This window comes from Actinomadura sp. GC306 (assembly GCF_004348665.1).
Lineage (GTDB): Bacteria > Actinomycetota > Actinomycetes > Streptosporangiales > Streptosporangiaceae > Spirillospora.
Genome location: NZ_SMKM01000009.1, coordinates 20,789 through 45,814 on the forward strand (window position 1 = coordinate 20,789; position 25,026 = coordinate 45,814).

A 25,026-nucleotide genomic window follows, 5' to 3' on the forward strand; every position below is an offset into this window, starting at 1 on the left:
CGAGCCGGACGACCGGTTCGGCCGGCCGGCCCGGAGGGTCAGCGGAGTGCGGCGCGCGGCAGCAGCGCCTCCGCGGCCGGGAGCGCCGCCGCCCGGTCCGCCGCGACGAGCCCGATCCGGGTGCGGCGGTCGAGGAGGTCGCCGGCGTCCAGCGCGCCCTCGTGGCGCACCGCCCAGGCCAGCTCCGCGCCGAGGACCGGCAGCCCGGGGACGACGGGTTCGAGCAGGGCGGGATCGTCCGCGGCGAGCGCGGCCAGCAGCGGGGCCTCCGTCCCGTACCGCTGGACGAGGCGGAACGGCGCGTCCAGCGCGTTCAGCCGGTCCCGCGGGGCGGCGCCGACGAGCGGGAGCCGGGCGGTCCGGCTCGGCGCGGCGCCGAGCCCCGCGGCGCGGGCCGCCGCGTCGACGGCGTCCTGCGCCATCCGCCGGTAGGTGGTGAGCTTGCCGCCGACGATGGTCACCACGCCGTCCGGCGAGGTCAGCACGGCGTGCCGGCGGGAGATGTCGGCGGTGTCGCCCCCTCGGCCGAGGTCCAGCAGCGGACGCAGCCCGGCGTAGGCGCCGAGCACGTCGGCCCGCCGGACGGGGACGTCCAGCGCCGAGCCGAGGATGTCGAGCAGGAACCCGATCTCGCTCTCGGTCGGCTCGGGCACGTCGGGGATCGGCCCGTCGGCCGCCTCGTCGGTCAGCCCCACGTAGACGCGGCCGTCGCCCTGCGGCAGCACCAGCAGGAACCGGCTGGCGGCGCCCGGGACGGGGATCTGCATCCCGGCCGACAGCCCGCGCAGGGTGTCGGCCCCGACGACGATGTGGGTGCCGCGCGACGGGCGCAGCCGCACCCCGTCCACCAGGCCGCCCGCCCAGACGCCCGCCGCGTTGATCACCGACCGCGCGCGGACGCCGAACTCCCGGCCGGTCAGCTCGTCGCGGACCTGCGCGCCGTCCCCGGCCAGCGCGACCGCGCGGCAGCGGGTGAGGATGCGGGCGCCGTGCCCGGCGGCGGTCCGGGCGAGGGCGGTGACCAGGCGCGCGTCGTCGGCGAGCTGGCCGTCCCACGACAGCAGGCCGCCGCGCAGCCCGTACGGCCGCAGCGGCGGCGCGAGCCGCAGCGTCTCGACCGCCGACAGGCGGCGCGGGCCGGGCAGCACCGAGCGCGGGGTGCGCGCGGACAGCCGCAGCACGTCGCCCGCCCGGACCGCGGCGGCGACGGCGAGCGCGCGCGAGTGCGGCACGGTCGGGGTCATCGGCATCACGAAGGGCAGCGCGCGGACGAGGTGCGGTGCGGTGCGCCGCATGAGGACGCCGCGCTCGACCGCGCTCTCGTACGCCACGTCCACCTGCCCGGACCCGAGGTAGCGCAGGCCGCCGTGGATGAGCTTGGAACTCCACCGGGACGTGCCGAACGCCAGGTCGTGGGCGTCGATCGCGGCGACCGACAGGCCCCGGGACGCGGCGTCCAGCGCGGCGCCCGCGCCGGTCGCGCCGAGGCCGACGACGAGGACGTCCACCACCTCGTCCGGCAGGGCGGCGAGCTCGCGCTCCCTGCGCGCCGCGTTGAGCGAGGTCCGTGGGTCGAGATCGGGAGTGTTCACGGCGCGAGCATCCTCTCCAGGATGTGGCGGAGTTCTTCGTCGAAGGCGTCGGAGTCCAGCTCGGGGTCGGTGTCGTCGAGCATCGTGGGCGCCGACAGGACGTAGGACTGGACGACCAGGAGCAGCGCCCGCGCCTGCCGGGCCGGATGGTCGCGGCGGATGGTGCCGTCGGCGTGCCCGGCCCGCAGCGCCTCCTCGAACAGCTCCAGGAACACCAGCTGGCTCGCGCCGCAGCGGTCCAGGACGTAGGGGAGCAGCAGTTCCGGGTCGACCTCGATGATCTTGCGGAGCAGCGGGTGGTCGCGGAACGTCCGCACCCCGGTGACCAGGCCCGACACGAAGCGGGGCCGGACGGGGCGGCCGTCGTCGGGGGGCTGCAGCGAGTCGCCGAGCCCGACCCACTCGCGGGTCATCAGGTCGGCGACGATCGTGCGGACGTCCGGCCAGCGGCGGTACAGCGTCATCCGCGAGACGCCGGCGCGGCGGGCGATGTCGGTCAGGGTCGTGCGGCGCACCCCGACGGCCAGCACGCACTCGCGGGCGGCGTCGAGGACGGTGTCGTCGGCGGTGCGCCCCCCGCCGACGGCGTCGTGCCCGGTCCGGTGGCGCATCCGCGCGGCGCGGTCCGCGTTCTTGTGACGATTCGACGTCATGTGTCACAGTGTAAGCACAGATTCGAGGCCGGCGGCAGGCCGGTGACGGGAGGCGCGGGTGGAAGCGCGGGACATGCTGTGGAGCGGCTGGGGCGATCCGGACCGGGCCGCGCCGCTGCCGGAACCGGTGGCGGCCCTGCTGCGCGACATGCTCGGGGTGCGGCCCGCCGAGCGGCCCCCGGCCGCGCTCGCCGGCGTGGAGCCGCCCGCCTGCCGCCTGGACGCCGCCGACCTGACCGCGCTGGCGAAGATCGTCGGGGACTCCGGCGTCCGCGCCGACACCGAGACCCGCGTCCGGCACACGCGCGGGAAATCGACGCCGGACCTGCTGCGCATCCGCGCGGGCGAGGCCGCGGACGCGCCCGACGCGGTCGTCCTCCCGGCGTCGCACGACGAGGTCCTCGCGGTGCTGGGGGAGTGCGCGGAGCGGCGGATCGCGGTCGTCCCGTTCGGCGGCGGCACCTCGGTCGTCGGCGGGCTCGCCCCCGCGGGCGGCGGCCGGTTCATCGCGCTCGACCTGCGGCGGATGGACGCGGTCGTCTCGGTCGACGAGACCGCCCGGACGGCCGTCCTGCAGCCCGGCCTGCGCGCCCCGGCGGCCGAGGCGCGACTGGGGGAGCGCGGCTACACGCTCGGGCACTTCCCGCAGTCGTTCGAGTGGGCGACGATCGGCGGGTTCGCGGCGGCGCGGTCCAGCGGGCAGGCGTCCGCGGGGTACGGGCGCTTCGACGACATGGTGGTGGCGCTGACCGTCGCCACCCCTGAGGGCACGCTCGACCTCGGCCGCGCGCCGAAGTCGGCCGCCGGCCCCGACCTGCGGCAGCTCGTCCTCGGCTCCGAGGGGGCCTTCGGGGTGATCACGTCCGTGACCGTGCGGATCCACCCCGTCCCGGAGACGCGGGAGTACGAGGGCTGGCGGTTCGCGTCGTTCGGCGAGGGCGCGGCGGCGCTGCGCCGGCTCGCGCAGGACGGCCCGCTCCCGGCGGTCCTGCGGCTGTCCGACGAGACCGAGACCATGGTCGGCCTCGCCGACCCGGCCGCGATCGGTACGGCCGGGGCCGCCGGGTGCCTGGCGGTGCTCGGGTTCGAGGGCACCGCGCGGGGGGTCGCCGCACGCCGGGCGGAGGCCGCGGAGGTGCTGCGCGCGGCCGGTGGCGAGCCGCTCGGCGGCGGGCCGGGTGAGAAGTGGGCGCACGGCCGGTTCGACGCCCCCTACCTGCGCGACGCCCTGCTGGACGTGGGCGCGTTCGCGGAGACGCTGGAGACCGCCGCGTTCTGGCCGGACATCCCCCGGCTGTACGACGCCGTCCGGTCCGCGCTGATCGGCGCGCTGTCCGGCGCGGGCACGCCGCCGCTGCTGATGTGCCACATCTCGCACGTCTACCCGTCCGGCGCGTCGCTGTACTTCACCGTCGTGTCCGCCCAGGGCGCGGACCCGGTGGCGCACTGGGACGCCGCCAAGCGGGCCGCCAACGACGCGATCATCGACGCGGGCGGGACGATCAGTCATCATCACGGGGTGGGCACCGACCACCGCGACTGGTACGCCCGGGAGATCGGGCCGCTGGGCGCGGCGGTGCTCCGCGCCGTCAAGGAGCGGGTCGATCCGGCCGGGATCATGAACCCGGGCGTGCTCGTCCCGCCGGCCGCAGAGGAGTGAGCACGACCCATGCCCGCCCCTGAGCAAGGTCCGCGCGCGTTCACCGCGATCGTCAACCCGGCGGCGGGCGACTCCGCGTCGGCCTCGTCCCTGATCACGCTGGCCCGGCTGCTGCGCGACGCGGGCGCCGACGTCGCCGTCGAGTACAGCCGCGGCCTCGGCCACGCCCACGACGTCGCCCGCGCCGCCGCCGGGACCGGGCGGGTCGTGCTCGGCGTCGGCGGCGACGGCATGGTCGGCTGCGTGGGCGGCGCCCTGGCCGGACTGAACGCCGGCCTGGACGCCGGCCAGGGGGCGGTGCTCGGCATCGTCCCGGCGGGCCGCGGCAACGACTTCGCGCGGCAGCTCGGCGTCCCCTCCGACCCGGCGGAGCTGGCCAAGCTGCTGCTGGAGGGCGAGCCGCGCGCGGTGGACGCCATCGAGGCCAACGGCACGCCCGTGCTCGGCAGCGTGTACGCGGGCGTGGACGCCGTCGCCAACGAGAACGCCAACAGCACCCGGCTGCTGCGCGGCTCCGCGGCCTACTACGTCGGGGCGCTGCGCGCGATCATCTCGTGGCGGCCCGCCGACTACCTGATCACCGTGGACGGCGAGTCGTTCGCGCGGCAGGGCTACACGGTCGTCGCCGCCAACTCCGGCTACTACGGGTTCGGCAAGCACATCGCGCCCGGCGCCCGCGTCGACGACGGGCTGCTCGACGTGGTCCTCATCCGGAGCGCGCCGAAGAAGCTGTTCTTCGCCGTGATGCGGGAGCTGGCGGACGGGTCGCACGTGCGGCGGCCGGAGGTCGAGGTCATGCGGGGCCGCGAGGTGCGGATCGAGCTGGCCGGGCCGCCCGGCCGGACGATCCCGTACGGCGCGGACGGCGAGCTGCCCGGGGTGCTTCCGGTCACGGCGCGGGTGCTGCCCGGAGCGCTCCGCGTCCTCGCGCCCTGACCGCTGTGAGGCACCGCTGACCTGCGAAGATGTCCCGTCCCCGAGTTGGCCGGGAAGTTCGGGTCTGTTTACACCCGCATTACGGCTCCTCGGATAGCGTCAGTTACGTCCCGCTTAGGGACCGTTGGGGCCGTCTGCGGACGGGGTCATGAGAAGGCGATCGCTCGCCGTTCTGGGGGGACTCATGACCACCCGCGGGCGCCCTCGTCGTGGTGGCGCCGGCGTCTCTGGGGGTGGCGCCGGCGTCCACCACGCACACGCCCCCGCCCCGCCCCGCGCCGCACCCGCGAAGATCACACGCCGGGCTGCGGCAAGTCGCTTGACGGCCGAGATCGTCTCCGGCCAGGCTGTGCGGACCCCTACCCGAGCCTTTCGCCCACGGCGGGCTGCCCGGAGCCCGCCCGCGGACCCCGCGCCGGACGGAACGGCTCACCCCCCGGAGGCGTCCCTGTGTGTGCCGCGGAGTACCCCGACAACTCGCGCACCTCAGAGGCGGGCGCCGGATGGGTCTGCCAGAAGCCCGGCACGTTCCACGAGCTGCTCCCCGAGCGCGTCCCCGACTTCTCCTGGCGCCGCCCCCGGGTGCTGTGGCGGTCCCGCAACGACGTGCTGGCCCACCTGTTCGGCGATCCCTCGAACGCGATCCGCCGCCGCTGCGTCGCGGCGCTGCGCGAGCGGGGCACGCCGGCCGCGTTCACCGTCCACCGCTCCGAACCGGAGTTCTCGTTCGCCCTGCTCGGCGACACCGGCGAGGGCGACCGGTCGCAGTACGCCGTCGTCCCGCCGCTGCTGAACGCCGCCGCCGGCACCGACTTCATGATCATCGCCAGCGACGTGATCTACCCGGCGGGCGACGCGGACCAGTACCCGGGCAAGTTCTTCCGCCCCTACAAGGACTATCCCGCCCCCATCTACGCCATCCCCGGCAACCACGACTGGTACGACGGCCTGCGCGGCTTCCTGCACGTGTTCTGCGACCTGGACGCGGACTGCTCCCCGCCGGAGTGGCGCGGCCCGCTGTCCTTCCTGCCCCGCCTGCTGTGGCGCTCGCCCGGCGAGGTGGACGCCGCCGCGCTGGCGGAGGCGCGGCGCCGGTACCGGGGCGCGCCCGGCCAGCGCGCCGTCCAGCCGGGCCCGTACTGGGCGATCGACACGCCGTCGCTGCGCGTGATCGGCATCGACACCGGCATCACCGGCACGCTCGACCGCGGCCAGGGCCGCTGGCTGCGCGAGGTCTCCGCCGGTCCGAAACCCAAACTGCTCGTGACCGGAAAGCCGCTGTACGTGGACGACGAGCACCGGCCCGGCAAGATCGAAGGCGGCGGGACCGTCGACGAGATCGTCCGGGATCCGGCCCACAACTACGTCGCCGCGATCGGCGGCGACATCCACAACTACCAGCGCTACCCGATCCCGGCCGGCGACGGGCGGGCGATCCAGTACGTCGTCGCCGGCGGCGGCGGCGCGTTCATGCACGCCACCCACACGATCCCGCGGACCCGCGTGGTCGAGGAGGACCGGTTCCGCTGCTACCCGCTGCGCGGCGACTCCCTGTCCCGCTACAGCAAGCTGTACGGCCGCTGGCTGCGCATGCCGAAGCTCTTCGAGCTGACCCCCGAGGAGGCCACCGCCGCCGTCCGGCGCAGGCTCGGCATCCGGCCCGCCCGCGGATACGAGAGCCCTGACCCGTCCTTCCGCGCGCGCTTCGTCGCGGCGCTCCTGGGCGTCCCGCGCGGTGACCGGCACCGCCCCCGGTTCCTCCGGGTCCCGGTGCACAAGCTGCCGCAGCGCTTCCGCTCGGAACTGGCCGACTGGGACGAACCGCCGTTCTTCAAGAGCTTCCTGCGCGTGGACGTGACCGAGTCCGAACTGCGCATCCGCTGCCACGCGGCCACCGGCTGCGGCGACCAGGAAGCCGAGCCGCCCTGCGAGGACGAGGTCGTCATTCGGTTCTGATTGCATTCACCCTGCCGGGCCACTGCCCTGGCCGCCGCTGCATGCGTGCGCTGTCGGAGGTGCGCGCCAGAATGAGTGCGTGAAGGTCGCTGTGGCGGCGGGGGTGCGCGGCGGGGGAGCGCTCCGGCCGCTCGCCGAGGACGGGACGCCCGCGGGGCCCGCTGAGGACGTCCCCGACCTCGTCGTGGCCATCGGCGAGCGGGAGCGGGCCGAGGCGCCGCGGTGGGTGTGGCCGTCCACGGCGCGGCTCTACCCCCGGCTGCTGGACGCGGGCGTGCGGGTGGGGCGCTGCCACGACCTCGAACTGGTCGAGAGCCTGCTGCTCGGCCACGCGGGACGGTACGGGGAGCCGCGCTCGGTGCGTGCGGCGTGGGCGCGGTCGCGCGGGGAGCCGGTGCCCGCGGACGCGCCGCCACCGGAGAAGCCGGCGCAGGCATCGCTCTTCGACGACGACGATGAGCGGGACGTGCCCGCCGACGACATCGCGCAGGTCGTCGCGGTGCACGCCGCGCAGCAGCGCGCCATCGCAGGGCTGGCCGGCGAACCTGAGGGCGGGCCCGGGGCCGCGGGGCGGTTCGCGCTGCTCGCGGCGGCGGAGTCGGCCGGGGCACTGGTGGCCGCCGAGATGGGGCACGACGGGCTGCCCTGGTCGGCCGCCGAGCACGACGCGCTGCTCACCGGGCTGCTCGGCCCGCGCCCCTCCGGCGGGCTGCGGCCCCGCAGGCTGCAGGACCTCGCCGACCGCATCAGCGCCGCGTTCGGGCCGCGCACGCACGTCAACCCCGACTCCCCGGCGCAGATCCTCAAGGCGTTCGCGGCGGCGGGCCACCCGATCCCCTCCACCCGCGCCCACGTGCTCAGGGGCGTCGACCATCCCGCAGTGCCGCTGCTGCTGGAGTACAAGGAGCTCGCGCGCCTGCACACCGCGCACGGCTGGGCCTGGCTGGACACCTGGGTCAGCGGCGGGCGGTTCCGTCCCGAGTACGTGGCCGGCGGGGTCGTGTCCGGCCGGTGGGCGACGAGCGGCGGCGGCGCCCTGCAGATCCCGCGCGTGCTGCGCGGCGCCGTCGTCGCCGACCCCGGCTGGTCGCTCGTCGTCGCCGACGCCGCCCAGCTCGAACCCCGCGTGCTGGCGGCCCTCGCGGGCGACCGCGCCTTCGCCGAGGCCGCCGCCCACGGCGACCTCTACGCGGCCCTGTCCGGCGCCTTCGACTCCGGGCCGGGGGCGGCGCGGGGGCCGGCGGACGGCATGAGCCCGCGCGACAAGGCCAAGCTGGCGCTGCTGTCCGCCATGTACGGCGGCGGGACGGGGGAGGCCGTGCGGCTCCTCGCCGTCCTGCGCAACCGGTTCCCCGACGCCTTCGAGTACGTGGAGGCCGCCGCGCGGGCGGGGGAGCGCGGGCGGCTCGTCCGGTCCCGGCTGGGGCGGACCTGCCCGCCGCCGTCGGCCGACTGGCGCGAGCTGACCGCCGCGGGCGACGACGGGCCCGCCGAGCGGCGGCGGGGCCCGGCCGCGCAGGCGCTGCGCAGCCGGGGCCGCTTCACCCGCAACTTCGTCGTCCAGGCGACCGCCGCCGACTGGGCGCTCGCGCTGCTCGCCTCGCTGCGGCGCCGCCTCACCGCGCTCGGCCCCGAGCCCCGCCTAGTGTTCTTCCTGCACGACGAGGTCATCGTGCACACCCCGGCGGGCCTGGCCGCCGACGTCGCCGCCGCCGTCCGCGCCTCGGCCGAGGAGGCGCGGCGGCTCCTGTTCGGCGGCACCCCCGTGGTATTCCCCATGGAGATCGCGGTCGTGGACCGCTACGCCGACGCCAAGTAGCCGCCGCGCCCCCGGGACGCGCTCAGCCGGCGATCGTGTAGGACGCCCGGGTGTTCAGGGCGTCGACGTCGTCGAAGGACGTCTTGCGGTACGCGCCGCTGATGGTCGCCAGCTCGTTCGGCGCCAGGACGTCCTCGATGGCCGTGAACCCGCGCGGGGCGCGCTCGCTGACCGTCTGCAGGATCCGGTCGGCGGGCATGTCGCGGCAGGCCAGCACGATGGCGTTGACCGTCTCGCGGCGCTCCCGCTCGTAGGCGAGCAGGCCCGCGGCGGGGTCGGCGGCCCTGACCAGCTCGTGCGCCAGGACGCGGGCGTCCAGCACGGCCTGCGACCCGCCGTTGGACCCGATCGGGTACATCGGGTGGGCGGCGTCGCCGAGCAGGGTCACCCGGCCGGACGTCCAGCGGTCGAGGGGGTCGCGGTCGACCATCGGGTACTCGAGGATCTCCGCCGCCCCGGCCAGCATCGCCGGGACGTCGAGCCAGTCGAACCTCCAGTCGGCGAAGTGGGGGAGGACGTCCGCCAGCCGGCCCGTCCGGTTCCAGTCGGCGGTCTCCTTCAGCTCGTCGCCGGTGAGCTTCACCTCGGCCACCCAGTTCAGCAGCGCCCGGCCGCCGCGCTCGGCGCGCCTGGAGATCGGGTAGACGACCATCTTGGCCGCGGCGTTGCTGCCCGCGATGGCCAGCGTCCGGCCGGTCAGGAACGGCTCGCCCTCGGTGACGCCGCGCCACATCCTGATCCCGTTCCACAGCGGCGCCTTCTCGCCCGGGTTCAGCTGGGCCCGGACGGCGGAGTGCAGGCCGTCCGCGCCGACCAGCACGTCGGCGGCCACGGTGTCGGCGGTGCCGGAGGCGCGGTCGCGCAGCCGCGCCCGCACGCCGTCGCCGTCCTGCTCGAAGCCCTCGAACACGGTCCCGGTGCGGACGGCGCCCGCACCGAGCCGCGCGACGACGGCGTCCAGCAGGATCATCTGCAGCTCGCCGCGGTGGACGGAGTACTGCGGCCAGCGGTAGCCGAGCGCGCGGCCCCGCGGCTCGGCCCAGATCCGGCCGCCGTACCGGTCGAAGTGCACCGTCTCGGCGGTGGGGATGCCGGTCTCGGCGAGCTCGTCGCCGAGACCCAGCTCGGTGAGCTCCCGGACCGCGTGCGGAAGCAGGTTGATGCCGACGCCGAGCGGCCGCAGCCGCACGGCGGAGTCGACGACGAGCGACTCGACCCCGGCCTCGTGCAGGCTCAGGGCGGTGCTGAGACCGCCGATCCCCGCACCCACGATGAGTACGCGCATGAATCGCCCTCCCGTTGTCCGGGCAGGCGGGGCCGGTGCGCCGGCGGCCCCGTCCGCCCGCAGTGTCTCCGCCGCCGCCGCGCACGGCGGCGGCGGTTCGTGCGTGTTCCGTTCGTGCGGTGTTCCGTCAGTGGCCGGGCTTCGCGGCGGCGCCCTCCGCCTCCGCCACCCCGGCCGGCTGCGCGGCGGCGGCGGGGGCCGCGCCCGGCACCCGCGCCCCGCCGCGGACCAGCCGCCCGACCTCGGCCCGCAGCTTGACGAACTCCGGCAGGCCGCGGGTGTCGATCTGGTCGCGGACGGACGGCAGCCCGACCGGCAGGTCGGCGTGCACCCGGGCGGGCGACCGGTTGAGGATGACGACCCGGTCACCGACGTAGACGCTCTCGTCGATGTCGTGGGTGACCAGCAGGATCGTCATCTTCTCCGTGCGGTGCACCTGCAGGACGAGGTCCTCCAGGTCCTCCCGGGTCTGCGCGTCGACGGAGCCGAACGGCTCGTCCATCAGCAGCAGCGAGGGGCGGTAGGCCAGCGCCCGCGCGATCGACACGCGCTGCTGCATGCCGCCCGAGAGCTGCCACGGGTACTTGCGTCCCGCGTCGTGCAGGCCCACCGACTCCAGGGCCTGCTCCGCGGCGGCCCGCCGCTCCGAGCGCGACTTCCCGCGCCGGCGCAGCGGCAGCGCGACGTTGTCGCGGACGCTCAGCCAGGGGAACAGCGACCGGCTGTAGTCCTGGAACACGACCGCGAGGTCGTCGGGCACGCCGTTGATCGGCTTGCCGTCCAGGGTGAGCCGGCCGCCGGTCGGCTGGATCAGCCCGGCGATGCAGCGCAGCAGCGTGGACTTCCCGCAGCCGGACGGCCCGACGATGCTGACCAGCTGCCCGTCCGGGACGCTGAGGTCGAGGCCGTCGAGGACCTTGGGCCCGTCTCCTCCGTAGGAGTGGGTGAGGCCGGTTATCTGAAGCATCACGGCCACCTTTTCTGTGTGTACGTCATGAGGGTCGTCAGCGTGGGGGCCATCGGTCAAGTGGCGAGGCGCCGCGCGCCGATGTGCCAGGCGAGCACGCGGCGCTCCAGGAGCATGAACACGGCGTTGAAGACGAAGCCGAGGATGCCCAGCATCACGATGCCGGCCCACATCCGGGGGAGCTCGAACGAGCGCTGCGCGCCGATGAGCTCGGAGCCGATGCCCGCGGTGCTGCCGAACAGCTCGGAGATGACCATGAGGATCAGCGCGAACGACAGCGCCACCCGCAGTCCCGCGAAGATCTTCGGGGCGGCCGCGGGGAGGATGATGGTCACCATCCGGCGGAACCGGCCGACGCCGAACACCTTGGCCGTCTCCAGCTGCAGGGTGTCCACGGTCCGGACGCCGTCGCTGGTGTTCAGCAGCACCGGCCACACCACGCCGAACGCGATCGTGACGATCTGCATGGTGGAGCCCAGGCTGAACACGATGATGAAGAACGGCAGCAGCGTGGGCGGCGGCACCGCGCGCAGGAACTCCAGCACCGGCGAGGCCATGTCGGACAGGACCCGCGACCGGCCGATCGCCGCGCCGAGCACCACGCCGGCCGCGCCCGCGGCGCCCCACCCGATGAACAGGTGGGTGAGGCTGGTGGAGAAGTCGTCCATGGCGTTCTCGGTGAGGAACAGGCTGGACGCCGGCCCGGAGAACCACAGCTCGTGCAGCGCCTGGGCGATCCGGGTCGGCGGCGGGAAGTAGGTCTCGTTGACCGCGCGGGTGACGACCTCCCACAGCAGGAAGACCAGGACGACGAGCCATGCGTGCGCGGCGAACCCGCGCAGGGCCTTCAGGACTCTCATGCGACACCCTCCACCCTTGCCGAGTGCCACCGGAACGCGACCCGCTCCAACCCGAGCAGGGCCAGGTTGGCCAGGAGCCCGAGGACACCGGCCCACACGGCGCCGGCCAGCAGCAGGTCCGTGCGGCCGCCGCCGGCCTGCGTGGAGCTGAGGTAGATGCCGACGCCGTCGATCCCGCCGGCCAGCAGCTCGGTGCTGACCACGACGATGAGGGCGACGGAGGCGGCGATGCGGACGCCGGTGGTGATGAACGGCGCGGCGCTCGGCAGCGAGACGCGCCACAGCACCGACGGCGTCCCGAACCCGAAGCTGCGCAGGGTGTCCTTCGCGACGGGGTCGACGTCGCGGAGCGCGTACAGGGTGTTGATCAGGATCGGCCACAGGCACGCGTAGAAGATCAAGGACATCTTCATCTGCGTCGGGTCCGCGAACAGGATGATGGCGAGCGGGATCAGCGCGACCGAGGGGATGGGCCGCATGAGCTCGACGAGCGCGCGGGCGGCGTTGCCCAGGAACGGTACCGAGCCGAGCAGGACGCCCAGCGGGACCGCCACGAGCACCGCCAGCGCGAGCCCGCCGAACCACGCCTGCAGCGTCGCCGCGACGTCGACGAGGAACTCCCCGTCCACGGCGAGCTTCCCGGCCTCCCCCAGAACGGTCGACGCCGGGGGGAGGGCGGACGCGTCCACGAGGCCGGTACGGCTCACGACCTCGAGGACGACGACCGCACCGGCCACCCCGGCGGCGCCGAAGACGATGCGGCGAAAACTCATGCGGCGGATTCGGCGATGAACTGCTTGACGTCGATCTTCTCGTCGACGTAGCCGAACTGGAGCATCACGTCCGCCACGCGCTGCAGCCGGGTGGCGTTCAGCGTGGTCGGGAAGGTGCCGAGGCTCATGGTCGAGGCGACCTCGGCGTCGATGCCCTTGGCGTAGGTGGGCAGGGTGTCCTGGACGAGCTTACGGTCGGCCGCCATGCCCTGCGCCTTCTGGAGGGCGCGCTGGAAGGCCGCGGTCGTCTTCGGGTGGTCCTGGATGAACTTCTCGGTGGCGGCGTAGCCGGCGACCGGGAAGTCGGCGGTCGGGCCGCTGGAGGTGTCGGCGACCATGCGGGCGCCCAGCGACTTCTGCATCTGGGTGCCGAACGGCTCGATGGCCTGGACGGCCTCGACGCTCTTCGACTTCAGGGCCTGCTCCATGGCGGGCGGGGCGACCTCCACGAAGTTGTCGTCCTCGTCGAAGTCCACGCCCTTGGGCTTGGCGGCGGCCCGGACCAGCAGGGTGCTGATGTTGCGGCGGGTGTTGACGGCGATCTTCTTGCCCTTGAGGTCCTCGATCGTGCGGTACGAGGAGTCCTTGCGCACCAGCACGGTGTGGGTCTTCGGGGCGCTCTGGAAGCCCTCGGCGACGATCTTCGGCTTGAAGCCGGGGTCCTTGACGCCGGCGGTCAGCAGCGAGACGTAGTTGCCGAAGCTGAAGTCCAGCCGGCCGCTCTTCAGCAGCGGGATGCCGGCCGCACCGCCCTGGATGACCTGTGTCTTGACGTTCAGGCCCTCGGCCTTGAACAGCCCCTTGTCGATCGCGATCTGCACCGGGGCGGTGTCGGCGACGGTCATCGTCCCGAGCGTGATATCGGTCTTCTCCAGGCCGTTGGCCGAGGACCCCTCGTCCGAGTCGCCGCAGGCGACCAGGGAGAGTCCGAGGGCGAGGGCGAGGGCGCCGCCGAGGATGGTGCGGCGGTGGGAAGCAGACATGATCAATGCTCCATTTGCGGGGGAAGCTGGTCGAAAGCTGATCTTTCGACGAGCCGGGAGCGTAGCGCACCACGCGGGCGTCGGGGGCGAGATGCCAGCTTTACGTGCAGATATGTAAACACACGTGAGCAATCGGTGACATTTCCGTCTCCCACATCACAAGTCTGGATCTGATGTGATCATTCGGGTTGGCCATGTTGGTTGCTCTGTGTTGCAATGTTCGGCGCTTGCCCACAGTGGAGCGGGCAGGTGACACGACCCGGATCTCGTTCAGGGTCACTGTGCGCCGCGAGCGATCGACCCATTGAGAGGTAGCGGAGGGCAGTGCGGAAAGCCGAAGGGGCCGAGATGGCCCCGCAGTCCCCTCAGCCAGGCCCGTCTGCCAGCGAGGACGCCCCCAAGCGAGGCTTCCTGGGAGGCCGGTTCAGGCTGCGCAACTGGCGCGTGCGGACGCGCCTCTTCGCCCTCATCGCGGTGCCCACGATCGTGGCCGCACTCCTTGCGGGCTTTCGCGTCGAGGTGTCCATGGAGGACGCCGAGGCCTATGCCCGGACGGGCCAGATGGCTACGCTCGGTAAGGAGCTGACTGCGCTCGCCCACGAGGTGGAGAACGAGCGCGACGCGATGGCGACCCGGGCGGCCGGCGGCGCCCGCGCCGTCAACGACGAGGAGCTGAAGCAGCGCCAGGAGGCGGTCGACGCGGCCGCCCGCAAGGTGCGCGCCGCGGCCGACGGGCTGGAGATCAACGCCCCCGGGCTGGAACTGGCGCTCCGCAACGTCCTCGACCGCGTCAACGACCTGGCCGCCGTGCGGGCGCTGGCCTCGCGCGTGGCGGCCGGCCCCATCATCGAGAAGTACGGCGAGTTCATCGACGACTTCAGCAGCTACCACCTGCTGGTCTCCCAGGACGCCCCGACGCCCGAGCTCGCGCAGGGCGCGCTCGCCCTCGCCGACCTCGCCAGCGCCAAGGACGCCGCGTCCCGCGAGCGGGCCCTCATCGGCGCCGCCCTCTGGGAGGGGCGGTTCCTGCCCCTCGACCGCTCCGCGGTCGACGGCGCCCGCGCCGACCTGGACACCAGCATCGCGGCGTTCCGCAACTCGGCGACCGCGCAGCAGCTCCAGCTCTTCGAGGACACCGTCACCGGCCCCGAGCTGGACCGCGCGGAGGTCACCCGGCTGCGGACGCTCGCGGTCGCCGACCGCTCGCCGGGCCTGCAGGTGCGGCTCGGCAGCCGGGTCGCCAACGGCTGGACGGCCGACTCCAGCGTCCGCATCGACAAGCTGCGCGCGGTCGAGCAGAAGATCGCCTCGGACCTCGCCGCGAACGCCGACGACGCCAAGGCCAGCGCCCAGACCGACGCCATCCGGGACGGGGCGCTGCTGTTCCTCGTCCTCGCGATCGTCCTGGCGACCGTCATCCTGGTGGCCCGGTCGCTGGTGCGGCCGCTGCGCCGGCTGCAGTCCGGCGCCCTGGAGGTCGCCGGCACCCGGCTGCCCGGCCTGGTCGACCGGCTGCGCGATCCGGAGGCCGCCGCCGGCGGCATCGAGGTCGAACCCATCGAGATCGACTCCACCGACGAGATCGGCCAGGTGGCGCGGGCGTTCGACGAGGTCCACCGCGAGGCGGTCCGGCTGGCGGCCGACGAGGCCGTCCTGCGCGGCAACATCAACGCGATGTTCGTCAACCTCTCGCGCCGCAGCCAGTCGCTGATCGAGCGCCAGCTGAAGCTGATCGAGGAGCTGGAGCAGAGCGAGCGCGACGAGGAGCAGCTCGGGAACCTGTTCCGGCTGGACCACCTGGCGACCCGCATGCGCCGCAACAACGAGAACCTCCTCGTTCTCGGCGGGCAGGACCAGGTGCGCCGGTGGAACCAGCCCGTCCCGCTGATCGACGTGGTGCGCGCCTCGCTGTCGGAGGTCGAGCAGTACGAGCGGGTCGCGCTGCGGGTCCAGGGCGACATGACCGTCGCCGGCCCCGTCGTGAACGACCTCGTCCACCTGCTGGCCGAGCTGGTGGAGAACGCCACGGTCTTCTCCGCCGACCACACCAAGGTGACCGTCTCGGGGCAGATGCTGAGCGGCGGCGGCGCCATGCTGCAGATCACCGACAACGGTGTGGGCATGTCGACCGAGGAGCTGGAGCAGGCCAACTGGCGGCTCGCGAACCCGCCCGTCATCGACTTCTCCGCGGCGCGCCGCATGGGCCTGTTCGTGGTCGGCCGCCTGGCCGTCCGGCACGGGATCCGCGTGGAGCTGCGCGCCGCGCAGGGCGGCGGCCTCACCGCGTTCGTGGTGCTGCCCGAAGCGGTGATCACCCCCGGCGAGACCGGCGGGTTCGGCGGCCGCGGTGTCAACGGCCGGGAGAGCGACGGCCAGCAGCTCGCCGCGCTGACCACCGGTGAGCCGCCCGCCGGCGGCGGATTCGCCCAGGACGGCTACGGGCCCGCCGGTTCCCCGATGGGCGGCGGCACCGGAGCCCACTCCATGGGCGGCGGCACCGGGCCGCTGCGCTCGCTGCGCGGCGGGACCGGCCCGCAGCCGGCCATGAACGAGACGGGCCCGATCCCCGCCGCCGGCGGCGGCCCCGGCTCGTTCCCCGGCACCGGGCCGCTGCCCACCGTGTCGCACGGCGACCAGGGGCGGCCCGTCGACGACCCGTACCGGTCCGACGACCGGCCGCCGCCCCCGCGCCGGCCGGGCGAGCTGCCCGTCCGCCGTCCCGGCGCCCAGCTGCCGAGCAAGCCGGCGGACGACGGCCCGAACGGCCTGTTCCAGCCGCGCAGCGAACGGCAGGACGGCGCCGCCAACGGCGCCTACGGCCAGGGCGGCCCCCAGTCCGTCGTCCCGGAGGCCCAGCCGGTGGTGCCCGAGCCGGGCGGCTCGCGGCAGATCCCGTGGGAGACCGGGCCGCTGGAGCAGGTGGGCGGGGAGTCCGGGCACGGCCCGCGCGACCCCTACGGCGACGCGTCGCAGACCGGCCCCGTGCCGCGGCGGCGCACGTCCCAGTGGGACACCGGCGAGCTGGCGCCGCCCCAGGGCGGGATGCCCGCGCCGCGTCCGGCGCAGGAACCGCCCGTCCCAGAGCCGTCCGTGCGGGCGCCCCAGGCACCGCCGGTGCAGGCGCCGCCGGAGCAGCAGGCGCCACCGCGGGGGCCCGAACGTTCGCCCATCTTCGACGCGATGCAATCGGAGTGGTTCATGCGAAGGTCGGGAGACAGTTCAGGGGAGGACCCCGTGCGGGGCTGGGAGTCCCCGGCGGACGCGGGCTTCCGCGCCGCCGAGGCCGCCCGCGAGCCCGTCGCGACGTCGCGCACGAGCGTCGGGCTGCCCAAGCGGGTGCCGGGCAAGAACCGGGTCCCCGGAGCGGTGGGCCGCACGCCGGCCGGGAACGCGCAGGCCGGAGCCGCTCCGGCGGCGGGCCAGGCATTGCCGCAGAGCCCCGCTCAGGGGCAGGCTGTGTCGGGCGGGCAGCCGCAGGACCGGCAGGGATACGGCCAGCCGGCCGACGTCGTACGCAACCGCTTCGCGAGCCTCCAGCGCGGCGTCCATCGGGGACGCCACGAGGCACGCGGCGCAGGCACGTCAGGTGAGGCGCCGTCACAGGGTGACGGCGAGACAGGAGGCACCCGGTGAGCGGGCAGGATCTCAACTGGTTGGTGACGAACTTCGCGGACCGTGTCGCGAAGGTCGCGCACGCCGTCGTGGTCTCCTCGGACGGATTGCCGATGGCGTACTCCTCGGGTTTCCCGCCCGAGCGTGCGGACCAGCTCTCGGCGATCGCCTCGGGGCTGATGAGCCTGACCCAGGGCGCGGCGAAGATCTTCGACGCGGGCGGGGTGAACCAGACCGTCGTCGAGATGGACCGCGGCCTGCTGTTCGTGATGTCCATCACGAACGGGTCGGTCTTCGCGGTGCTCGCGGCGCCGGACTGCGACCTCGGACTCGTGGCGTACGAGATGACGCTGCTGGTGGAGCGGGTCGGCAGGGTGCTGTCGCCCGCGCTGCGCGCGCAGGAGCAGCCTCCGTACTCGGGTCCGCCGGTGACGGAGATGGGCGCCGGCCCCGCCCGCTATTGATCGTGACTGACTCTGACGGAGGTCGGCGACATGGATCGAGGCAGCTTCGGAGGCGGTCCCGGGGGTCCCGGGCGCTGGCCCGGTGACCACGGGCGGGCGCCCGCGCCGGGACGCCCCCCCGAACGGGAGAGCGAGGCGAGTTCGCTGGTGCGCCCGTACGCCGTGACGGGGGGACGCACCAAGCCGCGCTACGATCTCGCCATCGAGGCGCTGGTCACCGCGGCGCCCTACCCGCCGCGGGACGTGGCCGTGCTCACCCCGGAGTACCGGGCGATCATGGATCTGTGCCGCTCGGCCCGCTCGGTCGCCGAGGTCTCGGCGCTGCTGCGGCTGCCGCTCGGCGTCGCCCGGGTGCTCGTCGCCGACATGGCCGTCGAGGGGCTGCTGCGGCTGCACCAGTCCCAGCCGGCCACGACCACCGGCGGACAGCCGGACCTCCGCTTGCTAGAAAGGGTGCTCAGTGGCCTTCGGAAGCTCTGACCAGGTTCCGGTCCCGGGGTCGCACGGCGGAGAGGCCGAGCTGACCTCGGTCAAGATCGTCGTCGGCGGCGGGTTCGGTGTCGGCAAGACCACCTTCGTCGGGTCGGTCTCGGAGATCATGCCTCTCACCACCGAGGCGGTGATGACCGCGGCCAGCGCCGACGTGGACGACCTGTCGGCCGTGCCGGACAAGACGACCACCACGGTCGCGATGGACTTCGGGCGCGTGTCGCTCGACAGCGAACTGATCCTCTACCTGTTCGGCACGCCCGGGCAGCACCGCTTCTGGTTCATGTGGGACGACCTCGTCCGCGGCGCCATCGGCGCCGTGGTGCTGGTCGACACCCGCCGGCTGGAGGACTGCTTCGCCGCGGTGGACTACTTCGAGGAGCTCGGCCTGCCGTTCGTGGTGGGCGTCAACGGGTTCCACGGGGAGTTCCAGTACGCCGTGGACGACATCCGCGACGCGCTGTCGATCAGCGCGCACGTGCCGATCGTCCAGTGCGACGCGCGGAGCCGCGAGTCCACCAAGGCGGTGCTGATCACGCTCGTGCAGCACGCGATGTCGATGCACGCGGCGCCCGCCGCGGGCGCCTCCGCGCCGCCGGCCGCGTCCGGCGGGCAGGTGGGTACGGCGTCGCCCAGCTGGACCTGACGCACGTCCCATCGCGTTCTGGAGCCGGTCCAGACCAATGCGGCCCTCGGTGACGACCTCACCGAGGGCCTCGGTGTCCCCGCCGGTCAGGCGGGGCGGCGGATGGCGTCCTCCAGCGTGTCGGCGAGCGGGATGCGGCGGTACAGGCCGGTCACCACGAGGGTGCGGCGGATGAGCGGGCGGGGAGCGGCGAGGGTGAGGCTCCCGCCGGCGGCGGTGACCGCCTTGAAGCAGGAGACGATGACCGAGAGGCCGCCGGAGTCCATGAACTCCAGGCCGGCGAGGTCGAGGACGAGGCGCTCGCCGTGTTCGCGGCGCGTGCTGTCCAGGTAGGTGCGCAGGTCCTGCGAGGAGCTGAGGTCGAGGTCCCCGCGCAGGCGCACGACGGTGTGCCCGGCCTGCGGGCGGGCGGTCATCTCCAGCAGCGGCACGCGCGGACTTCCTCGGCTCGGGGCAAGTTCGTCAGGCGAATCTTTTCCATACGACAACTATCGCACGGCGGGGCCCCGTGCCGGCCCGTGGGGCGACGGGGGTGTGCCCGGCGGTGCCCGGCCGTAGGGTGCTGTCGGACAGTGCCCGATCCGCTTGTGCCCGATCCGCTGTGTAGGAGAAGGACCCCCAGGTGAGTTCCCCCCGGCTGCCGGACCATCTCGAAGTGCTGCTCACCGAGGAGCCCGTCCTGGACGTGTACGCGCACGGTCCCTGGCGGGTCCCCGACGGGCTGTACGAGGAGATGCGCGAACGCGCCGTGGAGTACGACCGCGATCCGCGCGCGGCGCTGCTGGCCAGGCAGCTCAGCGACTTCTACGGCGGCGACACGAGCGCGGCGGGCGCGGAGCAGTGGTCGCTGCTGACGTTCCTGCTCGGCGCCTCGGCCGTGCGGGGCGGGTCGCGGGGCGACGTGGACTACGAGCTGCTGTCGGCGTTCCTCGCCAAGGCCGAGACCGCCGTCCGGGACCCGCTGGCCTGGTTCACCCAGGGCGGGCGGTGGCGCCCGCCGGGCCTGTGGCTGCCCGAGCCGGCCGGCGACGACCGCGAGCGCCGCGCGGTGATGTTCGAGCTGGCGCGCGCCGGCCTGGACGTCTTCGACGGGCTGGAGCCGGTGGAGCGGCGCCGCCGGGCGCTGCTGGAGCTGTTCGACCGGCGCGCCGCCGACCCGGAGCTGCGCGAGCTGGACATGACCCTCCCCATCGGGAGCCTGGAGGAGTCGTGGGCGTCCGGGCTGACCGACGAGGAGCTGGCCGTCCTGCCCGAACTGGCGGGGCCCGTCGGCTACCTGGGGTGGGCGTGCGCGGGCCTGGACGCCGCACACGAGCGCCTGGCGGGGGCCGTCGCGGACGGGGACGAGCCCGACACCGCCCTCGCCCGGCTGCTCCTCGCGTCCGGCGTCTCGGCCGCCCCCGCGGAACTCGCCGTCGTGCTGGGGACGACCCGTTACGAGAACGTGGAGGAGCGGTTCCGCGCAACCCGCGACGGCTTCGCCGTGGACGCGTGGCAGCAGGACGTGCGGGCGTGGCTGGCCCGCGGGCTGGTCGCCGGCGAGGCCGACGCCGCGCGCGCGTGGCTCGACATGGCGGTGCGCATCACGGGGTCGGCGCAGGGGCTTCCGGACCCCCCGGTCAGCCCGCGCTGCCGGGTGCCCGTGCGCGCGTTCCACACCGACCTGCGGCGGCTGTTCAGCGCGCGGCTGGTCCGCAACACGCTCGGCGCCTCCCTGGGCGGCGGAGGCGACCGGCCGGGCACCCGGGCCGGCGGGCCGCGGCGCGCCGCCGCGGCGGCCGGCCCGCTGGTCGGGCAGCCGGAGCTGTCGCGGGTCCTGGCGGCCGCGGTCGAGGAGCGGCTGTCCGGCACCCGCCCGCTCCGGCTGCTGATCGCCGGGCCGGAGGGGACCGGGAAGGGCACCGCCGCCGCGGAGGCCGAGCGCCGGCTGGCCGAGGGCGGCGCGGTCCGCGAGGCCCTGTGGATCTCCGACCAGGTCTTCGCGTCGCTGGGGGTGAGCGACGCGGTCCTGTGGCTGCAGGCCCGCGTCCGCGACTGCCTGGAGGGGCGGATGCTCCTGGTGGTCGACGACCTGGAGAAGCTCGCCGCGCACGAGCGCTGCGGCGCCGCCGCCGTGGAGGAGCTGCGGCGCCTCATGGCCCGCTCGCCGTCGCTGAGCGTCGTCGCCCTGTGCCGCCCCGGCGGCGACCGGCGGCTGTTCGACGCCAACCCGGCGCTCGTCCGGGCGTTCGACACCGCCCGCACCCGCGACTTCGGCGAGGACGACTTCGCCGAGCTGTTCACGCTGGCCGTCGCGCGGCACGGCGCCAGCGTCGGGCCGGAGACCGCCGCTGCCGCCGCGGGGATGCTGCACCGCACGCCGCCGCTGCTGAACCTGCGCGGCGCGCGGCTGGTGGAGCACATGGCCGGGCAGGCCGCCGCCGCGGCGACCCTGCGGGAGGCGGAGACCCTCGCGGAGGGGGAGGCGCCCGCCGGCCCGCCGGAGGTCACCGAGGCCGACCTGCCGCACCGGCTCATCCCGGGCCGCTCCGCCGATGCCGACCCGCTCGCCGAGCTGGCCGCGTGCGCGGGGATCGAGCCCGCGAAACGCGAGGTGGACGCGCTGGTCGCCGAGGCGAAGGCGGCCCGGCTGCGCCGCGAGGCGGGCATGAAGGCCCGGGACCTGCCCCGGCACCTGGTGTTCATCGGGAACCCCGGCACCGGCAAGAGCAAGGTCGCGGGCATCCTCGGCCGGCTGTACGCCGACCTCGGCGTCCTGTCGTCCGGCCACCTGGTCGAGGTGGAGCGCGCCGACCTGCTCGGCGAGTACGCCAGCGAGAGCGTCCTGCGGGTCCGCCGGGCGGTGGAGGAGGCCCACGGCGGCGTCCTGGTCGTCCGCGACGCGCACGCCCTGGCCTCGGCCGCCGCGGACGCCGCGCGGGGGCGCGAGGTCCTGGACGTCCTGATCACCGGCCTCCAGGCGCGCACCGAGGACCTCCTCGTCGTGCTGACCGGCCCGGAGGCCGAGCTGAACGGGCTGCTGAAGTCGCGTCCCGACCTGGCCGCGCACTTCCCCCGCACCGTCCGCTTCCCCGACCTCACCGAGGACGAGCTGGTCGAGGTGTTCGCCGCCAAGGCCGCCGACGCGGGGTTCGAACTGGCGGCCGGGGTGCTGGAGCGGGTCCGCGAGCTGGCCGAGGCGGCGCCGCGCGAGCGCGGGTTCGGCAACGCCCGCGCCATGATCAACCTGCTCGACCGGGCGGTGGCGATGCAGGGGCGGCGCGTCCTCGCCGACGGCATCGTCGACGAGACCGAGTCGCTGGACGAGATCCTCCTGGCCGACCTCCCCGACACGCTCAGCCGGGGCCGCGACGACGTCCCCGGCGACCCGCTCGCCGAGATCGACCGGCTGATCGGGCTGGCCGACATCAAGCGCGAGGTGTCCGCGCTGGTCGCCGAGGTCCGCGCCGAGCAGCTGCGGCGCGACGCCAAGCTGTCCCCGGCCGCCCCGTCCCGGCACATGGTGTTCATGGGCAACCCGGGCACGGCCAAGACCACGATCGCCCGGCTGGTCGCCGCCGTGTACGCGCGGCTCGGGCTGCTGTCGTCCGGCCACCTCGTGGAGGTCACCCGCGCCGACCTCGTCGCCGAGTTCATCGGGCAGACGGCGCCGCGGGTGCGCGGGGCGGTCGAGCGCGCCCTCGGCGGCGTCCTGTTCGTCGACGAGGCGTACACGCTGTCGTCCTCGGGCGGCGACCGGCGCGACTTCGGCCACGAGGCGATCGCCGAGCTGCTGCGGCTGATGGAGGAGCACCGCGGCGACCTCGTCGTCATCGTCGCCGGATACGACGCCGAGATGGAGCGCTTCCTCGACGCCAACCCGGGGCTGAAGTCCCGGTTCCCGAAGGTGCTGCACTTCCCCGACTACTCCGACGACGAGCTCGTCACGATCTTCGAGTTCATGGCGGCGGAGGCGGGGTTCGCGCTCGCCCCCGGCGTCCTCGGCGGGGTGCGCGGGCTGGTCGCCGCGCAGCCGCGGGGCTCCTCGTTCGGCAACGCGCGGCTCGTCCGCAACCTGCTGGAGGCGGCGATCTCCCGGCAGGCGCGGCGCATCACCGCCGAGCACGACGCGGACCCCGGCGGCCTGGGTCCCGCCGAGGTCGGGACGCTGCGCCCCGAGGACCTGCCCGAGGCCCCGCGCCCCGAACCCGGCTTCGGCTTCGGCCCCTACATCTAGCCCGCCTGCGCCTGCGGGCCGGCGGCGGGCGCGCCCGCGGCGTAGGCGGCGGCCTGCAGGGAGTACAGGTCGGCGTACACGCCGCCGCGGGCCATCAGCGCGGCGTGGTCGCCCTCCTCGATGACCTTGCCGTGCTCCAGGACGTAGATGCGGTCGGCGTAGCGGACGCTGGCGAGCCGGTGAGTGATCAGCAGGACGGTCCGGCCGTCGGCGTGCGTGCGGATCCGCTCGAACAGCTGGTGCTCGGCGCGCGCGTCGAGGGCGGCGCTCGGCTCGTCGCAGATCAGCAGCGGCGCGTCGCGGAAGAAGCCGCGGGCGACCGCGAGGCGCTGCCACTGCCCGCCCGAGAGTTCCGCGCCGCCCTTGAACCGGCGGTCGAGCAGCGTGTCGTACCCGCGGACGAGGCCGGCCACGACCTCGTCCGCCCCGGACGCGCGGGCGGCGGCGAGCATCGCCGGGTCCTCCGCCCCGCCCTGGACGTGCCCGCCGCGCCCCATGGTGATGTTCTGCCGGGCGGTCATCGGCCAGTGCGTGTACTTCTGGGCGATGACCGCGATGCGCTCCCACACCTCCTGCGGAGGGACCTGCGCCAGCGGCACGTCGTCCCACCGGACCTCGCCGGCGTCCGGGTCGTACAGGCCGGCCATGACCTTGGCGAGGGTCGTCTTCCCGGAGCCGTTCTCGCCGACGAGCGCGACCACCTCGCCCCTGTGCAGATCCAGCGAGATGCCGTTGAGGGACGGCGCGTCCGCGCCCGGGTAGGTGAACACGACGTCCCGGACGCGGATGCGGCCGAACTCGTCCGGGAGCCGTTCGTGCGCCCGCGGATCGGTGGCGAGGGCGCGCCGCGGGATGCGCCGCTCGGCCCTCTCGCAGAAGGACAGGTAGTCGCCGAAGTACAGGCCCTCCTCGTAGCACTGGTTGACCGCGAACACCAGGTTCGCCAGGGACGACTGCCCGGACCGGATCGCCAGGACCGCCGTGCCCGCGACCGCCAGCGGGACCGCGCCCTTCCACAGCATCAACCCCAGCGCGACGTAGACGGCCGCCGTGGCGACGCCCTTCAGCACGTCCCCGGTGACCTTCGCGACGGTCTGCCGGCGGGCGAGGTCCAGCTCGACGGCCCGCTGGTGGGCGGCCTGCCGGTCGTACTGCTCCAGCAGGAACGGCCGCATGGTGAACGAGCGCACCTCCGCGGCGTGCCCCCGCTCGGCCATCAGGTCGGACAGGATCCACTTCCGGCGGGAGACCTCGACCAGCGAGAGCATCGTCAGGTACCGCATCCGGGCGCTGCGCACGGACGCCCAGCCCTCCGGGAGCGCCGTCAGCAGGAGCAGCGGCAGCAGCAGCGGGTGCAGCACGCCGAGCGTCCCCGCGGCGGCGGCCAGCCCCACGGCGCCGGTGAGCACGTCCACCGCGTTCTGGACGACCCGCGGCGCCGACATCATGCCCCGCGTCTTCGCCCGCTGCAGCTCGTCGAGGAAGTCGGAGTCGTCCAGCGCCGCGAGGTGCACCGCCGTCGTCGTCTCGTACAGCCGCAGCTCGGCGAGCCGCTGGACCTGCGGCTCCAGTCGCGCCTGCGCCCAGCCCGCGCACGCCTGCAGGCCGGCGCGCAGCGCAACCGCGCCCGCGACGAGCGCCAGGGAGGGCAGCGCGTCGCGGACCCGGTCGGGCGTCGGCCCGGCGCTGAACAACGCGGTGAGGACGCCGGTCGTGGCCAGCAGCCAGAACGCCGTGAAGATCCCGGCGAGGAGGTTCAGCGAGATCGTCGCGGCGGTGTCGCGGGGGCTCGCCCGCCAGGCCAGCCGCGCCGCCTGGACGATCACCGCCGGGAGCCGGCGCGCCACCGTGACGAGGCCGGTCTCGGCCAGTTCCCGGTCCTTGGCGTGCCAGGTGGACGCGGACAGCTCCGGCAGCCCGGCTCCCGGCGGGGGCGCCTGGGGACGCCGGTTCCGCCGCCCGCCCGTCCCGGCCCGTCTGCGAAACCGCCGTCGTGTACCCATGCGCCGCCCTCCGCACGTCCTGCCCGCCAAGGGCAGTGTGCGCCCGGGGGAGGACGCTTTCCGCTTCATGTGTCACATAGAGCGGTGATTTATACCAGCGGACAATCATGCA

General features: G+C 74.7%; 18 protein-coding genes. 9 read left to right on the forward strand and 9 right to left on the reverse strand.

The features are described from left to right. Positions 1-38: 38 nt before the first annotated feature. Together E1200_RS02655 and E1200_RS02660 are read right to left on the reverse strand one after the other, a co-directional pair. Complete coding sequence (locus E1200_RS02655; protein ID WP_131950142.1) at positions 39-1,592, reverse strand: glycerol-3-phosphate dehydrogenase/oxidase; 1,554 nt, start codon at positions 1,590-1,592, stop codon at positions 39-41. Next, the gene (locus E1200_RS02660) at positions 1,589-2,245 is read right to left on the reverse strand and encodes a TetR/AcrR family transcriptional regulator (RefSeq protein WP_131950143.1); all 657 of its coding nucleotides are present in this window, start codon (positions 2,243-2,245) and stop codon (positions 1,589-1,591) included. Before E1200_RS02660 ends, E1200_RS02655 begins: the two co-directional genes overlap by 4 nt. 73 nt (positions 2,246-2,318) lie before the next feature. Between E1200_RS02660 and E1200_RS02665 the strand changes: the two genes are divergently transcribed. The 4 genes from E1200_RS02665 to E1200_RS02680 all read left to right on the forward strand — a co-directional run bounded on the left by E1200_RS02665 (position 2,319) and on the right by E1200_RS02680 (position 8,616). Then, positions 2,319-3,905 (forward strand): FAD-binding oxidoreductase, encoded by a 1,587-nt coding sequence (locus E1200_RS02665; RefSeq protein ID WP_131950171.1) that lies wholly within the window; start codon positions 2,319-2,321, stop codon positions 3,903-3,905. Between the two features lie 9 nt (positions 3,906-3,914). Continuing rightward, the gene (locus E1200_RS02670) at positions 3,915-4,841 is read left to right on the forward strand and encodes a diacylglycerol kinase family protein (protein ID WP_131950144.1); all 927 of its coding nucleotides are present in this window, start codon (positions 3,915-3,917) and stop codon (positions 4,839-4,841) included. 450 nt (positions 4,842-5,291) lie between these two features. Then, a complete protein-coding gene (locus E1200_RS02675) occupies positions 5,292-6,797 on the forward strand; it encodes a metallophosphoesterase (RefSeq protein ID WP_131950145.1) in 1,506 nt (501 codons plus the stop codon). A 79-nt stretch (positions 6,798-6,876) separates the two neighbouring features. Beyond that, positions 6,877-8,616 carry a bifunctional 3'-5' exonuclease/DNA polymerase gene (locus tag E1200_RS02680; protein ID WP_131950146.1) on the forward strand — a complete coding sequence of 580 codons (1,740 nt, stop codon included), beginning with the start codon at positions 6,877-6,879 and terminating at the stop codon, positions 8,614-8,616. Positions 8,617-8,638: 22 nt separating this feature from the next. Here E1200_RS02680 and E1200_RS02685 read toward each other — a convergent pair whose 3' ends face one another. The 5 genes from E1200_RS02685 to E1200_RS02705 form a co-directional block, all read right to left on the reverse strand. Next, positions 8,639-9,901, reverse strand: coding sequence for a flavin-dependent oxidoreductase (locus tag E1200_RS02685; RefSeq protein ID WP_131950147.1), 1,263 nt, complete (start codon positions 9,899-9,901; stop codon positions 8,639-8,641). Between the two features lie 127 nt (positions 9,902-10,028). Then, the gene (locus E1200_RS02690) at positions 10,029-10,868 is read right to left on the reverse strand and encodes an ABC transporter ATP-binding protein (protein ID WP_131950148.1); all 840 of its coding nucleotides are present in this window, start codon (positions 10,866-10,868) and stop codon (positions 10,029-10,031) included. Positions 10,869-10,924: 56 nt separating this feature from the next. After that, the gene (locus E1200_RS02695) at positions 10,925-11,728 is read right to left on the reverse strand and encodes an ABC transporter permease (RefSeq protein ID WP_207933104.1); all 804 of its coding nucleotides are present in this window, start codon (positions 11,726-11,728) and stop codon (positions 10,925-10,927) included. Next, a complete protein-coding gene (locus E1200_RS02700) occupies positions 11,725-12,501 on the reverse strand; it encodes an ABC transporter permease subunit (protein WP_131950149.1) in 777 nt (258 codons plus the stop codon). The genes E1200_RS02695 and E1200_RS02700 overlap by 4 nt, the downstream gene beginning before the upstream one ends. After that, the gene (locus E1200_RS02705; protein ID WP_131950150.1) at positions 12,498-13,484 is read right to left on the reverse strand and encodes an ABC transporter substrate-binding protein; all 987 of its coding nucleotides are present in this window, start codon (positions 13,482-13,484) and stop codon (positions 12,498-12,500) included. The genes E1200_RS02700 and E1200_RS02705 overlap by 4 nt, the downstream gene beginning before the upstream one ends. A 348-nt stretch (positions 13,485-13,832) precedes the next feature. Here E1200_RS02705 and E1200_RS02710 point away from each other — a divergent pair, with 348 nt between their 5' ends. The 4 genes from E1200_RS02710 to E1200_RS02725 are packed head-to-tail and all read left to right on the forward strand — an operon-like array spanning position 13,833 to position 18,695. Continuing rightward, entirely contained in the window at positions 13,833-17,117 is a 3,285-nt protein-coding gene (locus tag E1200_RS02710) for a nitrate- and nitrite sensing domain-containing protein (protein WP_131950151.1), read from the forward strand. Next, a complete protein-coding gene (locus E1200_RS02715) occupies positions 17,114-17,560 on the forward strand; it encodes a roadblock/LC7 domain-containing protein (RefSeq protein ID WP_131950152.1) in 447 nt (148 codons plus the stop codon). The genes E1200_RS02710 and E1200_RS02715 overlap by 4 nt, the downstream gene beginning before the upstream one ends. A 30-nt stretch (positions 17,561-17,590) precedes the next feature. After that, complete coding sequence (locus tag E1200_RS02720) at positions 17,591-18,040, forward strand: DUF742 domain-containing protein (protein WP_131950153.1); 450 nt, start codon at positions 17,591-17,593, stop codon at positions 18,038-18,040. Positions 18,041-18,080: 40 nt separating this feature from the next. Next, positions 18,081-18,695: an ATP/GTP-binding protein gene (locus E1200_RS02725; RefSeq protein ID WP_131950173.1), complete on the forward strand. Its 615-nt coding sequence runs from the start codon at positions 18,081-18,083 to the stop codon at positions 18,693-18,695. A gap of 86 nt (positions 18,696-18,781) precedes the next feature. Here E1200_RS02725 and E1200_RS02730 read toward each other — a convergent pair whose 3' ends face one another. Continuing rightward, the gene (locus E1200_RS02730; RefSeq protein WP_131950154.1) at positions 18,782-19,126 is read right to left on the reverse strand and encodes an STAS domain-containing protein; all 345 of its coding nucleotides are present in this window, start codon (positions 19,124-19,126) and stop codon (positions 18,782-18,784) included. Positions 19,127-19,317: 191 nt separating this feature from the next. Here E1200_RS02730 and E1200_RS02735 point away from each other — a divergent pair, with 191 nt between their 5' ends. Beyond that, positions 19,318-22,911, forward strand: a complete 3,594-nt coding sequence (locus tag E1200_RS02735) for an AAA family ATPase (RefSeq protein WP_131950155.1) — start codon at positions 19,318-19,320, stop codon at positions 22,909-22,911. On the opposite strand, the gene E1200_RS02740 is transcribed toward E1200_RS02735, so the two are convergent. Further along, on the reverse strand, positions 22,908-24,914 hold the full coding sequence (locus E1200_RS02740; protein WP_131950156.1) for an ABC transporter ATP-binding protein: 2,007 nt from the start codon (positions 24,912-24,914) through the stop codon (positions 22,908-22,910). The genes E1200_RS02735 and E1200_RS02740 overlap by 4 nt on opposite strands. Positions 24,915-25,026: the final 112 nt, after the last annotated feature.